At 38.0% G+C, this 13,559-nt stretch carries 14 protein-coding genes; 5 read left to right on the forward strand and 9 right to left on the reverse strand.

Annotated elements, in window-relative coordinates:
• Positions 1-451: 451 nt before the first annotated feature.
• Positions 452-961, reverse strand: a complete 510-nt coding sequence (locus tag CZ490_RS16620; RefSeq protein ID WP_077619953.1) for a YwhD family protein — start codon at positions 959-961, stop codon at positions 452-454.
• A gap of 61 nt (positions 962-1,022) precedes the next feature.
• Entirely contained in the window at positions 1,023-1,703 is a 681-nt protein-coding gene (locus tag CZ490_RS16625) for a site-2 protease family protein (protein ID WP_200801598.1), read from the reverse strand.
• Between the two features lie 87 nt (positions 1,704-1,790).
• Between CZ490_RS16625 and CZ490_RS16630 the strand changes: the two genes are divergently transcribed.
• Both CZ490_RS16630 and CZ490_RS16635 read left to right on the forward strand, forming a co-directional pair.
• Positions 1,791-1,976: a 2-hydroxymuconate tautomerase gene (locus CZ490_RS16630; RefSeq protein ID WP_077619954.1), complete on the forward strand. Its 186-nt coding sequence runs from the start codon at positions 1,791-1,793 to the stop codon at positions 1,974-1,976.
• Positions 1,977-2,098: 122 nt separating this feature from the next.
• Positions 2,099-2,731 carry a LysE family translocator gene (locus tag CZ490_RS16635; protein ID WP_077619955.1) on the forward strand — a complete coding sequence of 211 codons (633 nt, stop codon included), beginning with the start codon at positions 2,099-2,101 and terminating at the stop codon, positions 2,729-2,731.
• A 69-nt stretch (positions 2,732-2,800) separates the two neighbouring features.
• On the opposite strand, the gene CZ490_RS16640 is transcribed toward CZ490_RS16635, so the two are convergent.
• Together CZ490_RS16640 and CZ490_RS16645 are read right to left on the reverse strand one after the other, a co-directional pair.
• Positions 2,801-3,370, reverse strand: coding sequence for a DUF4256 domain-containing protein (locus CZ490_RS16640; protein ID WP_234987254.1), 570 nt, complete (start codon positions 3,368-3,370; stop codon positions 2,801-2,803).
• Between the two features lie 183 nt (positions 3,371-3,553).
• Positions 3,554-4,543: a DUF3231 family protein gene (locus CZ490_RS16645; RefSeq protein WP_077619957.1), complete on the reverse strand. Its 990-nt coding sequence runs from the start codon at positions 4,541-4,543 to the stop codon at positions 3,554-3,556.
• A gap of 276 nt (positions 4,544-4,819) precedes the next feature.
• On the opposite strand from CZ490_RS16645, the gene CZ490_RS16650 reads away from it, so the two are divergent.
• Positions 4,820-6,121, forward strand: a complete 1,302-nt coding sequence (locus CZ490_RS16650) for an NCS2 family permease (protein WP_077619958.1) — start codon at positions 4,820-4,822, stop codon at positions 6,119-6,121.
• Positions 6,122-6,181: 60 nt separating this feature from the next.
• Here CZ490_RS16650 and CZ490_RS16655 read toward each other — a convergent pair whose 3' ends face one another.
• The 3 genes from CZ490_RS16655 to CZ490_RS16665 all read right to left on the reverse strand — a co-directional run bounded on the left by CZ490_RS16655 (position 6,182) and on the right by CZ490_RS16665 (position 8,398).
• The gene (locus CZ490_RS16655) at positions 6,182-6,688 is read right to left on the reverse strand and encodes a YwgA family protein (protein WP_077619959.1); all 507 of its coding nucleotides are present in this window, start codon (positions 6,686-6,688) and stop codon (positions 6,182-6,184) included.
• A 24-nt stretch (positions 6,689-6,712) separates the two neighbouring features.
• On the reverse strand, positions 6,713-8,005 hold the full coding sequence (locus CZ490_RS16660; RefSeq protein ID WP_077619960.1) for an HD domain-containing protein: 1,293 nt from the start codon (positions 8,003-8,005) through the stop codon (positions 6,713-6,715).
• A 165-nt stretch (positions 8,006-8,170) separates the two neighbouring features.
• Positions 8,171-8,398, reverse strand: a complete 228-nt coding sequence (locus CZ490_RS16665; RefSeq protein ID WP_077619961.1) for a YuzB family protein — start codon at positions 8,396-8,398, stop codon at positions 8,171-8,173.
• A 288-nt stretch (positions 8,399-8,686) separates the two neighbouring features.
• Here CZ490_RS16665 and CZ490_RS16670 point away from each other — a divergent pair, with 288 nt between their 5' ends.
• Positions 8,687-9,376, forward strand: a complete 690-nt coding sequence (locus CZ490_RS16670; RefSeq protein ID WP_077619962.1) for an RsfA family transcriptional regulator — start codon at positions 8,687-8,689, stop codon at positions 9,374-9,376.
• A gap of 69 nt (positions 9,377-9,445) precedes the next feature.
• On the opposite strand, the gene CZ490_RS16675 is transcribed toward CZ490_RS16670, so the two are convergent.
• Together CZ490_RS16675 and CZ490_RS16680 are read right to left on the reverse strand one after the other, a co-directional pair.
• Positions 9,446-10,987: a hypothetical protein gene (locus CZ490_RS16675; protein WP_077619963.1), complete on the reverse strand. Its 1,542-nt coding sequence runs from the start codon at positions 10,985-10,987 to the stop codon at positions 9,446-9,448.
• A gap of 16 nt (positions 10,988-11,003) precedes the next feature.
• A complete protein-coding gene (locus CZ490_RS16680; protein WP_077619964.1) occupies positions 11,004-12,020 on the reverse strand; it encodes an ABC transporter permease subunit in 1,017 nt (338 codons plus the stop codon).
• A gap of 224 nt (positions 12,021-12,244) precedes the next feature.
• Between CZ490_RS16680 and CZ490_RS16690 the strand changes: the two genes are divergently transcribed.
• A protein-coding gene (locus CZ490_RS16690) for an IS3 family transposase (protein WP_142255311.1) occupies positions 12,245-13,407 on the forward strand; the annotation gives its coding sequence in 2 pieces (ribosomal slippage) (positions 12,245-12,518 and positions 12,518-13,407; 1,164 coding nt in all).
• The last annotated feature ends 152 nt before the right edge of the window (positions 13,408-13,559 follow it).

A 13,559-nucleotide genomic window follows, 5' to 3' on the forward strand; every position in this document is an offset into this window, starting at 1 on the left:
ATACTGGATTTGTCATTACATGATGAAGAGGGTTTAAGTGAGTTTTTCAATTCTTTTCCCCTTCACTAGCATTAGGAAGAGGGTTTGAACGAGGTTCTTCGACTCTTTTCCCCTTCATTGGCGTTATGTAGAGGATTTGATTGAGGTTCTTTGACTCTTTTCCCCTTCATTGGCATATTGAAGGACTTACATACATGGTTTTGACTCTGTAACATCCTTTACCTAAATTATAAAGAACTAGACCCACTACTCTGGGGCTAAAATCAGGCGGCAACTACGCCAAGATGTATTTTTAAAGTAAAAAAGTGAAACCCCCAGGCTGTGTAGTCCTGGGGGTTTCTGTGTCCTAGTTTCAATGTGTGTACATTGTAAATTTAGTGTACTTTATTTGGCTAAAAGTTCTCAAGCATTAGTCGCTTTGTTCACCAAAATGTCACAAATTGAATCAGCTTTATTCAACCTTTAATCCTGCTTTTAACTCATCACTTGAATTATTCCAGATTTCTAGGTTGTGGTTCATTAAAAATTCCGCTAATAGTTTCTTTGATTTATCATCCATAAAATCAACCATGATATGACGTTTTAATGATTTATCCATTTTGTTCACGTGCTCTGGTAAGGATTTGTAGCCACGACGAATTGAACGATCAACGGTCATCTCACAAGCTGTTACACCCGCATAATATGGACCTTCTTCACGTCTATCAATCGTCACCCACACAAGCCAATATGGCTTTCCATTTGGAACTTCCTCTTTCGTCTTTAGGAACTTAATCCCTTTTTCTACTACACTTCTTGCATGCATTGCTCCGACATCAACAAAGACATCTTCTTCTTCTATATCTATAAACACTGGTGATATATTTTCAAGGCTTAGTGCCCCAATCCCATATCCCTTGTGCCCATCTGTTGGATCATTTTTAATGATATTAAAGGCGACCTTTTTCTTATTTTGATCCATTACACATCCACCTTTCCCTTATATTTCATTATTCACCATTTTATCACAAGACCTTCGTATTTTATAATTGAAGGATTGGCCTAAAAATTGAAACCAAGATACCTGTAATTGAATAGACCCCATTATAAAGCAACGGGTATAAAAAGCGATCTCCTAATGGTGTAATAACGAGTACCAGGAATAAAACAATTCCTAACCCTTCGTACTGTGTTAATCGAGGGCGAATCCGTGCTGGCACAAGGTCTTCAATAATCCGATATCCATCAAGCGGAGGAAACGGAAGCAAGTTGAAGATGAACAACACTATGTTCAGCCTTACAAAGAGGTTAAAGAACGTTTCGAATCCTTCTCCTATGGACTCCGGAATCGCCGCAAACACGCCAACTCTGATTAGAATCATATACAGCAAAAGCGCTAATGCCGCAACCAATAGATTGCTAAGTGGACCTGCCATTGAAACTAGGATTCCTGCAAGACGTGGATTCTTAAAATGAAACCGATTCACAGGTACTGGACGTGCCCAACCAAATCCCGCTAGAAAAATAAGTATCGTACCAAACGGATCTAGGTGAGCGATTGGATTTAACGTTAATCTCCCCTGCCGCTTCGCTGTATCATCGCCAAATTTGTATGCAACATAGGCATGTGCAAACTCATGCACCGTAAAGGCAACAAGTAAGGTAATTACCACGTATGGAATTAAAGCTAAATCAAATGCTAAAAAACGACTAAATTGTTCCACCAAATTTCTCCTTCTTCTAGAAAAGATTTTATTTTCAGTATACAATACTCTTAAGACTATAGAAAAGATAGATTGGAGAGATTCATTGTGCCATACGTAACAGTAAAAATGCTAGAAGGGCGTACTGAAGAACAAAAAAAGGCGCTCGTTGAGAAAGTAACAGAAGCTGTATCTGAAACAACTGGAGCTCCAAGTGATAAAATCGTTGTTTTCATTGAGGAAATGACAAAAAATCATTATGCGGTAGCTGGCAAACGTTTAAGCGACCAATAAGTTTACACCCGTGGTGATTTCAACCACGGGTTATTTATTTTTTATGTTCATGAACGTACACCATTTCTATATAATACTTATAAGAATTATGAAATGACATTCTGATAGCTAAGGGGATAGGAATAATGGAAAACTTTTATCTGTTTGTGTTTATGTGTATACTACTCATTATTTTACCCGGACCCGATACTGCCATTGCCACTAAAAACACACTCACTGCTGGTCGAATCGGGGGATTTAAAACAGCCTTAGGTACTTGTTGTGCCCTTCTAATCCATACTTCCGCTGCTGTGTTAGGACTATCCGCCATCATAGTGAAATCATCCTTGTTATTTTCTATCTTCAAGTATGTAGGTGCTATTTATTTGATTTATTTAGGGGTTAAAACGCTATTGTCCTTACGGAAAAAGGAAGTAGCAGCTAGCCTAGAAATGGCCTCAAAAAGCCAGTTTGAAAACACATCATGCTTTAAACAAGGATTCCTTACAAATCTTCTGAATCCTAAAGTTGCAGTCTTTTTCTTAACATTTTTACCTCAGTTTGTAGATGGTGGTAGTGAAACCTTGCTTCCGTTTCTCATAATGGGGTTTACTTATACGATACTGACAGCATTGTGGTTTTTCCTTTATGTCTATTTAATTAATCAAATTAGTACTTTCATGAAAAAACCAAAGGCCCAAAACTGGATCGAAGGAATGACCGGTTCAATTTTAATTGGCTTTGGTATAAAACTAGCTTTAGAAAAGACCAATTAGTAGAATACAAAAAGCTAACATAAAAGGAGGATTGTCCACATTTGAACAATCCTCCTTTTTAGTCAAAAATCAAACTCTAAGTGAGCCACGGAATCCTCTAGCACCGTAGTAGGAATCTGCTCCATTATGATACATGAAGACAGTATTATAGCGACGGTCACAAAAGATAGCCCCACCGAGTTTTCTAATAGCATCAGGTGTTTGGACCCAGCTAGATGTTTTCAAATCGAATTGACCAAGTTCTTGTAATGCTCGGTACTGTTCTTCCGTTAACATTTCGATCCCCATGGCATTTGCCATATCCACAGCGCTGTTTTCGGGCTTATGCTTTTTTCTCGACTCTAATGCTTCTCGGTCGTAACACACACTTCTGCGCCCTTTGGGGCTTTCTGCTGAACAATCAAAAAATATGTATTCATCTTTCGTTTCATCATATCCTACAACATCTGGTTCTCCGCCCGTACTTTCCATTTCATGAAGCGACCAAAGTTTTTCTGGATTCGCTTCTAACTTCGCTTGAACTTTATCCCATTCAAGCCCCTCATGACGATTCATATTCTTTTCAAAACGTGTTCTCAATAATGTGAGTAATTCATCACGCTGTTCGAGTGACAACTCTCGTTTAATTTCTACTGCCACGTTCATTCCTCCTTTACACACGTCCATCCTTAAAATTATCTTCATTTTACCCAAAAACCCTTATAAATAAAATCATAACACAACCTATTAAACCCATGTATTGCTTCTGATTTTTATCACAGATAAAAAAAATACTTGCGAAAGTATCCGCAAGTAAATCAAGAATAGTCTCTAGTTTTCCTTTTACTCTGACATTTGCGGTGGTTCTTCCAACCAACCTTTTTTTATCATGAGTTTTGCTCCTTTATGGGCGTACTCGAAAATATCTTTTAAAAAGACTGACATATTAGCAGGTAAGTCATTCCGTAAGCTAAAAGCCGTACCTAACGAACCACTTCCCATCGAAAAACTACATAATAAGCTTGTACAATACATCATCAGTTTTTCAGAGAAAGGTGCTAGGGTAGAATGCGTTACATTACCTCCAGCTGTCTGTGGTGTTTGAATACTACTTTGAAGTAAAATATCACTGAGCTTCTTGACGATACTTCTAGCCAAGGACGCTCCTTCATCAAAATAGTTTATAATATCCTCTTCTTTCGCACATTGAGCAAATCCTGTCATTAATTGAAATCCAAGTAAATTCGATTCAATTGCATGATGAATATGCGCGACTTCTACCGTGTTTAACGAACGTTTCTCACTAAAAGGATTAATAGAAAGACCACCTAGATAACTTGTATCTTTTGCAAATTGGACTGATTTTGGCATTGAAACATATGGAGATTTAACGAGCAAACCTTTTTCTAATAAATATTGAGTACAGATATTATAGTACCTTTGAGCAATTTCGGTAAGCTCTTTAAATAACATCACAATATCTTCACGAAACACCATTGTTATATTTAATGCATGTAGCCCCATGCTTATTTCATTTAACAAACGAATAAACATAATGTCAAAACCGTTATCATATAACTTTGGTACTTCCTTATTCACATCTTCCTCCGTGTAGCCGATTGGGATTACAGCACCTTCTTGGCGTAAGGTATCCGTGATCTTTTCTACATACGTACTGAATTCTTGATGTAGATTTGTCATGATCTCCTTAGTCGTTTCATCATCGGCTTTTTCGATAAAATATTCAAGCATACGCAAATACATCGTTTTCTCTTGATAGGTAAGCCATAACGATCCTAATTCAGATGAAGTAATCTGGGGTTTGCTAGACAAAGGAATCCCTCCTTAAATTTTATATTTTAGGATGAGCCTTGGCCGTTATTCTAATTCATTCACTTATTATATTCGTTTGAAATCAATCATGGTCCACACTTAATAAGTGAACCGTAACACCATTATTGTACGGTCCCACTGTTTTCCAAATTAGATATAGCTCTTTTTGGGAAAACTATCCTATACTTTTTAATAGATATCTCTTGCAGTTTGTCTTTAAAACGAATAATATAGAAAAGGATTTTCAAATCGTTCGTCTTTTGGAGGTTACACCATATGTTTAAACTAGCAGAACTCAATACAAATATACGAAAGGAAGTCCTTGCAGGGATTACGACCTTTTTAACAATGGTTTATGTTGTCGTTGTAAATCCGGTCATCTTATCCGATGCAGGGGTTCCTTTTGAACAGGTCTTTTTAGCAACAATCATTGCAACGGTGGTTGGAACGCTGTGGATGGCGCTGTTTGCGAATTATCCAATTGCGATTGCACCTGGAATGGGATTGAACGCCTTTTTTGCTTATTCCGTAGTTGGTGCAAATGAAAACATTACGTACGAGACTGCATTTGCAGCCGTTTTTGTTGCGGGTATTCTTTTTGTCATTTTATCGTTAACACCGTTTCGCGAAAAATTAATTGAGGCAATTCCACCTAATCTAAAACATGGGATTACGGCAGGAATTGGACTATTTATTGCTTTTATCGGACTTCGAATGACAGGAATTATTACAGCACATGAAACAAACCTAGTTACACTCGGAGATTTACATTCAGCAGAGGTCCTTTTGTCACTGGTTGGTTTAGCCATCACGCTCATCCTTATGTCGCGTAATATAAATGGGGCGTTATTTTTCGGAATGATCATCACTGGTATTATCGCTTATTTTACCGGTCACCTTGAATTCAAGGATGGACTTGTTGATGCTCCTTCGTTACCAGAAGGGTTAATTATCGCCAATCCATTCACTGCGATTGGTGATGTGATTCAGTATGGACTATATGCAGTTGTTTTCTCCTTTTTGCTCGTTACTATTTTCGATACAACAGGAACGATGATTGGAGTTGCTGAGCAAGCTGGCCTGATGAAAGGGAATGTCATGCCACGAGCTAGACAAGCCCTACTTGCTGATTCTGTCGGTACAACAGTTGGGGCGATGTTTGGGACAAGTCCTACAAGTGCTTATATTGAATCATCCACAGGTGTTGCAGCAGGCGGAAGAACAGGACTAACTTCAGTTACCGTAGCGTTCCTGTTTATAGTCGCTGTCTTTTTCGGCCCACTGGTTAGTGCGGTTTCAGGAATTGCGGCGATTACAGCGCCATCGTTAATAATTGTTGGGTCTCTCATGATGGGGAGCATTGCTCAGGTTAAATGGAATGAATTAGATGAAGCCTTCCCAGCATTTTTGATTATCATAAGCATGCCACTTACTTCAAGTATTGCAACTGGGATTGCATTAGGTTTTATTTCATATCCGTTAATGAAGGTTGTAAAAGGAAAATGGAGAGAGGTTCACCCGCTCGTTTATCTATTTGCGGTACTTTTCTTTTACCAACTTGCATTTTTACCGCATTAAAGCATTATAGGCAAAGTTAAATTAAAAACTCGGCAGTCACACATCTGCCGAGTTTTCTTATCAATGTTTAACTAGATTACGGAGAGAATCAATATATTGATAGGCTTCATCAACCTCTTCGTCCGTGTATCGTTGTTTTGCTTTAAGTGTAAATACCTTTTCTTTGACCTCTTCTTTTTCGAGTCCTTCAAAGTATAGAACCGTAGATACAAGTTCCAAAAAACGTGCACTTTGCTCATTTAAATCTTGCATGCAACCCTCTAGTGGAGGCATGTCCAATTGGTAGTGGCCTAAAAACTGCTCGCCTTTTTCAGTTAACGCATAGCGATACTGATAATAGCCACCCTTTTTCTCTTTCAGCTCATCTAAAAATCCAAGGTTACAAAGTTCTTCCACACGTAGTGTAAGTTCCTCTGAGTAGGGTCCATAAAAATGGAAGTTGTATTTTTCATAAAATGGATAATCGATCTTTTTTGCGATATAAATCATTTTTTGCAGTTTTTTCCGACCTGTAATTTCCCCTGCAGCAGCGAAAGCCTTCATTATCTTTGCGTGTTCTGTTAACAAAACCCCTTCATCTCCTCACCAAACTTATATACCTAAAGCTTCTATAATTTTGCGTTTCATCTTATCTGGTAAATTTTCAATCATATCTAGTGGAAAGTATAGCTTGTGATCGGTCCGCCTTTTTCCTGATATAGCATCTACGATTTCGGATTGTCTTGATAATTCTCGAATATCACCATTCGGCATTAACAGGTTAATAGGAAGTCTTTCCTCTTCCTCACCTGGGCGATAAAAGTCATAAGGTAAATCGGATGATGAATCAACCACTAGGTAATAATTTGGATTGATCCCCGATTCCTCAAAAAGACCTCTCAGCTCCATCATCTTCATCATTTCAGTACTTGGATCAAACTCCACATATTTGAACAGATTGCGATTAAGAAAACGACGACAAAGATCACTTAATATCGTGTCATTTTCATCCTGCCAAACTTGAAAATAAAAAGAAAAAACTCCCTCATCTAGCCTTATATAATCCTCAAGTGTTAGCGTATCTTCAAAGATGGAAATAAAATGGACTGGGGCTGTTTGAAAAGCGTAGTTTTCTTTGTACAACTGTTTTGCACGATGTAGAATTTTGGTTAGTATAACCTCCGCGCTTCGTGTAACAGGATGGAAGTAAATCTGCCAATACATTTGATATCGACTCATGATGTAATCTTCAACAGCGTGCATTCCACTGCTTTTGAAAACAACCTGGTCTTCCTGCGGCCTCATGACACGCAAAATCCGCTCCATGTCAAAATTTCCGTAGCTAACACCCGTATAGTAGGCATCTCGCAGCAGATAGTCCATACGGTCAGCATCGATTTGACTGGAGATGAGACTGACAACTAATTTATTTTTATACGTTTTTGCAATTACTTCGGCTACCTTTTTCGGAAAATCATCTCCGACTTGTTTTAAGACTCGATTTACCTCTGTGTCCCCAACAATAATTGCTTGTGTAAATTCCTCATGATCATAATGGAATACTTTTTCAAACGAATGCGAAAATGGTCCGTGGCCAAGGTCATGAAGTAATGCTGCACATAAGCATAACAAGCGCTCTTCTTCATTTAACAATGGTCGCTCTCGAAACACATCGTCGATGATTCTCCGGACAATTTCATATACTCCTAATGAATGGTTAAAGCGACTGTGCTCCGCCCCGTGAAAAGTAAAATAGGTTGTCCCTAGTTGGCGAATACGACGTAGCCTTTGGAACTCCGATGTAGCGACAAGCTCCCAAACCACCTTATCCTGAACATGTACGTACCTATGTACAGGGTCTTTAAAAACCTTTTCCTCACTTAATTTCCCATTGGAATTTGTCATCTATTCAACCTCTTCCATACTGGCATGCTACTATTATATATATTTATCATTGACAAAAAAACCTAAATTTCATCAAATTTCAGCTTAACCCAAGTCATAGCAACGTTTGGAAAATTTTTCGACAAATAAAAAAATCACCTTGTCTCCCTTAAGAGAAAGGCGATTTTAGTCCTTCTTCAGCTTCTTCTCAATCTTCTCGATTAATTCATCTTCCGTTGGAGCTGATACTGGACGGTTGTTGACAAATGCGAATGATTTTTTTCTTCCAGGGCCACAGTATGATTGGCAACGGATATCAATAGTTGCGTCTCCATCTACTTCTTTTAATCGTGGTACTAATGTTTGAATATTTGTTGCTTGGCAATCATCACAGATGCGAAATTCGTTTGCCATTTTGTATACAATCCCTTCATCATGTCATTCTGGGTCGTTTTATATAGTACGAATCAATTCTTAATTAGTAAAAACACTACACGATATTTTACCTCGTCCATTATGCCTTTGCAAGGGAACATAGGATTTTTCAAAAAATCTACACAAGTAGAAGTTAGTGATATTTCATTTATTTAATAAATGAATCTATTATCCTTTTATGCTTGTGTATAAAATTTGTTTGAATTGACCATTATATAAATAACCTAACGCAAAATAGTAAAGATATATAGTGGGAGATGAATAAAAATGAAAGAAAGACAAGATGCTTGGACAGAGGAAAACGATTTATTATTAGCTGAAACTGTTCTAAAACATGTTAGAGAGGGTAGTACTCAATTAAACGCATTTGAAGAGGTTGGAGACCGATTAAACCGTACTTCAGCTGCATGTGGATTTCGCTGGAATGCGGTAGTTCGTCACAGTTATGAAAAAGACTTACAGCTTGCGAAAAAGCACCGCAAACAACGCCAACGTGCACTTGGTAAACACCAGCCTGTTAAAAAACAACTATTGTATACACCACCAACGCCAAATCTAGAAGAATTTGCAGATGAATTACCGCTATTTCCTTCTGAATCTACCAGAGTAAAAAAGGAAACATCTATGCCGTATTCTTCTGCAAGACCAACAATGACCATTGATTCAGTGATTTCATACCTTCAATCTATGAGCAATACAAGTTTCGGAATTGAAGCATTGAAATCTGAGAATGAGAGATTGAAAAAAGAAAAGAATGAGATACTTCGTAAAAACGAAGATCTCGAAAAGAAGGTCGCGCAGCTTGAACAAAGTGCAGTGAACATTCAAGAGGATTATGAAACACTCATGAAGATCATGAACCGTGCACGAAAACTCGTCTTATTTGAAGATGAGGAACGCCCAGCTACTTCTTTTAAAATGGACCGCAACGGCAATTTAGAGAAAATGGCTGAATAGACCAGTTGCTGGACCTTTCAATATAAAGAACCCCTTGGATTAATTACAACCAAGGGGTTCCTCTATTTATCAATGTCCCGGTTTTACAGTGGCTTTTTCAATCTGATCCTCTGATGTACCCCCAAAGATTACCCGGAAAAATTTTATGTTAGGTGATGCCGCATATGCATAACTTTCCATCATTAGTTCACTTGATAGAAGATAAATAGTTTGATTTGGCGTTTGTCGAACATCGTTCACCTTTACATCAACTGGAAGGTGCTCTTGGAGTAAGTAAAATGCCTCTTCAGCTGACGCAATCGGTTCTTTTAACGTGATTATAGGCTGATCACAGCGACCTTCTGCGATAGACTGACAATGGAAAACTAGCTTATCTGTTTCAAATTCCTGATCCGATATTTTTGTCATATGTTGCTCCAAGAACAAAAGCTTGTCATAATGGCCACCCTTTAAAGTTGTTGCCTCTGTTGTTGGCACAAGTCGTCCTTCTACTATCTCATAGCTTCCATCCTTAATAAAGTCTGGAAGTTCATCTTCGACAGGCGCAGCCACATCCGTTGCTCTTTTTTCAACACCTGTAATAACAGCCGTGCCCGCTACAATCATTAGCACAAGTAACGTCACCGGCCCCGCCACTCTACTAGCTATAAATGTTTCACTAACTTGTTCAATCATTCGACGCACAACCTGATTCTTCCCGCTTGATACCGGTCTTTCAAACAACTTTCGAAACCCTTCGCTCAACAATTGGAAGGTTAGCAACAGCAATGTAAGAGCAAATGCTGGGGATAACGGGATCCACACTGCCCTCAGGATTTCATAGCGAGCTACTGACAATAACCCTGGCCAGTCGAAGAATCCTGTCTCAGAATTATACCCTGACTCCTCGCGGTCTACCCCACCCCCCGGATTATAATGAATCGTATGCTCGATAAAATATTCAAACAAGGCGAGTTGTCCTAATAACAGTGTCACACGTGCGAGGTCATTAAAAAAATTAACAACCAAGCTTTGTGAAATCGTTGGCAAATAGTGCATCACCGACAATTGGAAAGGATTGCTGCCCACTGTCACACTCGCTTGGACGAACTCTTTCTGTGACACATAATGTATTTCATTAGCAAAAATATAACTAACCCGCCCTACTTCAATAAGAGCAATTATAAGGACCTTCCAATAAACTCCGTTAGCAAGTTCGCTCACTGGGACAATCTCCAATAGCAAGATTGCCGCGAAAATCGTTGGGATACTTCCAAACAACGAATGCCAACCATTCGATATCATATAGGCAATCCCTTTTTTCGTGGAAGCCAAAAAAGCCATCGGAATCGCGATAATGTAACGAATAACTGTGATCAGAACGATAATTTTTAGTGTATCCTTCGCCCCAAGGATAATTAGACTTAAAATGTCTCTCGCTTCACTGTCTGTCCCCAGAGGATCTTCTTTAGAAGGTGGAAAAGGGGCTCTTTCAAACTCGCCACCTTCAAAAAATCTGATTCTATGTTCAGGAGGAGTATGCTCAACAAAAGGTAAATGTGGACCAACAAAGCTAATAAACAACATGATTCCAAACAGAAGTAATCCTGTCCAAAGTGACCAGTTTTTCAAAAGCTCTCTCTCCCCTCTACATAGGATTCAAAAATGAAATGATAAATAAAATAAAGCACCAGACTAATACATACTGGATAATGACCTTCATAATTTGCTGCCAAATATTGCGCTTTTCAACTTCAAATTTATATTGCAATGTCACACTCACGATTTGGGTGATGACTAGGAGCACCATAAAACAAAGTGAAAATTCAAGAATTAATCCTACTTCCGGAAAATCAACAAATGGCATATTTTCTTTCCTACTTACATTCAACCGTTTTATTGCCACCATCATTCTCCATGCCGCACCCTTATACTCCATCAACCACTCGACTAATAATAGATTAGAAACCACATAGGTCATCACCACACCAAGATGTTGTAAGATAGAGTGCAAGCATTTTTTTAGAATATGCTTGTGGACGACAAGCTTATGAGTAAGCCCTTTCGCTCGAGCATATTGGATGTACATCTCACCATCTTCATTAGCAAGGGTAGTAAAGGTGACTCTAGCAAAATACATCATTGGGTATAAGGACACTAGAATTCCCGGGATTATAAAATTAAACCACTGATCGTGCCCAAACACGTCAATAAAATTGAAATAGATTAGAATAATCCACTGAAGTACAATAATCATAAAAAAGTCTGGTAAAGAACTAAGGAAAGATGTTACTCCAGTCCCTAAAATGTTCAGGTATGTATAGCGATTGTGGTAATCGAAAAGCCCCTTCGCCATCCCGCATGTTACAGCTAAAAAAACAGCTGTAATGATCACGGATAAACTTCTTGGAAAGTATTCAAGAACGATTTCTTCAAAGGACTCCCCATGTCTCGTCGCTCCAAGACTTCCCTCCGTTTGAATAGCACTCATTAAATGTTTAATTGCTTCCCAGCTCTCAGATAGTGGAAACATTCGTACTAACATTGAAAAGAACTTCGCAACATCTCCGTCTCCTAAGATGTAGGCAATCACAAGGATAACAAGTCCGAAATAGAGGATTGATATTATATCTTGCCCACTAAACACTTTTAATCTCCTAAGCAACCAAATTCCCCTCCTTCCAGATCATTAATTGTAAAAAATAGGAATAGACATGATAATCCTATCATAAATGTTACATTCAGAAAATACCTTAAATTCAGAATTCGAGAACACAAAAAAAACCAAAGGAATCACTAGAGTGACCCAGTAAAATGAGACAAGGAAAAAACACCCCCTGTATCGAATTTAGTTAATAACTAATCGATTTTTATGGAGGGTGTTTTTATATGGGGAAAAAGGTACATTATCCATCAGAGATTAAAGTAAAAGCAGTAGAAATGAAAAAGAATGGATTTACAAACTCAGAAATTATGAATGAATTGGGGATAAAGAATGTCTCACAAATAAAGACATGGATGCGCTGGGATCGTAATGGTGAAAGCTATCGTTTTGAACAGCCTATTGGAAAACAGTACAGTTATGGAAAAGGTCCAGGAAGCCAGGATGAACTTGAAATAGAACGCAACAAAAATAAGCATCTTCAGATGCAAATTGAAATTTTAAAAAAGTACAAAGAACTCGAAAGGAGCTGGTTCCGCAAGTAGTTATTGAATTGGTAGAGGAGTTATCAAAAAGATATAAAGTAATTGATATACTCAGTGTTCTAGAAATACCAAAATCTACATTTTATCGTTGGAAAAAGAAATACATTAATCGAGGGCCAAAAAAATTAGAAAAGCTTATAATCGGCCTTTGCGAAGAGACTAAATATCATTATGGACATAGAAAAATTAAAGCTCTTCTAAAACAGCGTTATAACATTAAGGTTAATCGCAAGACTGTACAAGTTATAATGCAAAAGTTCAATCTTCAATGTCAGATTAAAGTAAAAAGACAGAAACATATCAATGGCGAAAGTAATATTATTGTGGACAACATTCTTAACCGGAACTTTAAGGCAGAAAGACCAAATGAAAAGTGGGTAACTGACATTACATACCTACCATATGGCTCTTCTATGCTTTATGTATCAACAATAATGGATTTGTATAATAACGAGATAGTCGCTTATACGGTAAGTTCAGTACAAGATACGAATTTTGTATTGAGTACATTGAGAGAGGCCATAAAAAAGCGAAGACCTAAAAAAGTTCTATTGCACAGTGATCAAGGATCAGTATATACATCCTATGCATATCAAAATTTCGCAAAAGAAAAAGGCATTATCACAAGCATGTCCCGTAAAGGAAACTGCCATGATAACGCCGTAATTGAATCCTTTCACTCCTCGCTAAAGTCGGAAGGATTCAAAGACCATAGAAGATCTTCTATCACTAATATTAAAGTAATTGAGATTGTGAATCAATATATGTATTACTATAACGAAAAACGAATACAGGCAAAATTAAACTACCTGGCTCCAATTGAATATGGACGCCAGGTAGCATAGGTGTTTTTTCTAATTCCCATTTTGGCGGGTCNGTAGATGATCGTTTGGTTTCGATGGCTTCGATTGAGTTAAATCAATTACTTGCTAGGATTGAAAGAGGAAAAACTAATCAGGGTGAGTAGAGACCTTGATGACGTACCTATATTAAATAC

The organism is Litchfieldia sinesaloumensis, assembly GCF_900156865.1.
Lineage (GTDB): Bacteria > Bacillota > Bacilli > Bacillales > Bacillaceae_L > Ferdinandcohnia > Ferdinandcohnia sinesaloumensis.

What these genes read in the sequence shown, in the direction of transcription:
- CZ490_RS16620 (WP_077619953.1), bottom strand. Translation starts at nt 961, where the DNA reads ATGGATCAAAATAAGAAAAAGGTCGCCTTTAATATCATTAAAAATGAT.
- CZ490_RS16650 (WP_077619958.1), top strand. Translation starts at nt 4,820, where the DNA reads ATGTTTAAACTAGCAGAACTCAATACAAATATACGAAAGGAAGTCCTT.
- CZ490_RS16660 (WP_077619960.1), bottom strand. Translation starts at nt 8,005, where the DNA reads ATGACAAATTCCAATGGGAAATTAAGTGAGGAAAAGGTTTTTAAAGAC.
- CZ490_RS16665 (WP_077619961.1), bottom strand. Translation starts at nt 8,398, where the DNA reads ATGGCAAACGAATTTCGCATCTGTGATGATTGCCAAGCAACAAATATT.
- CZ490_RS16670 (WP_077619962.1), top strand. Translation starts at nt 8,687, where the DNA reads ATGAAAGAAAGACAAGATGCTTGGACAGAGGAAAACGATTTATTATTA.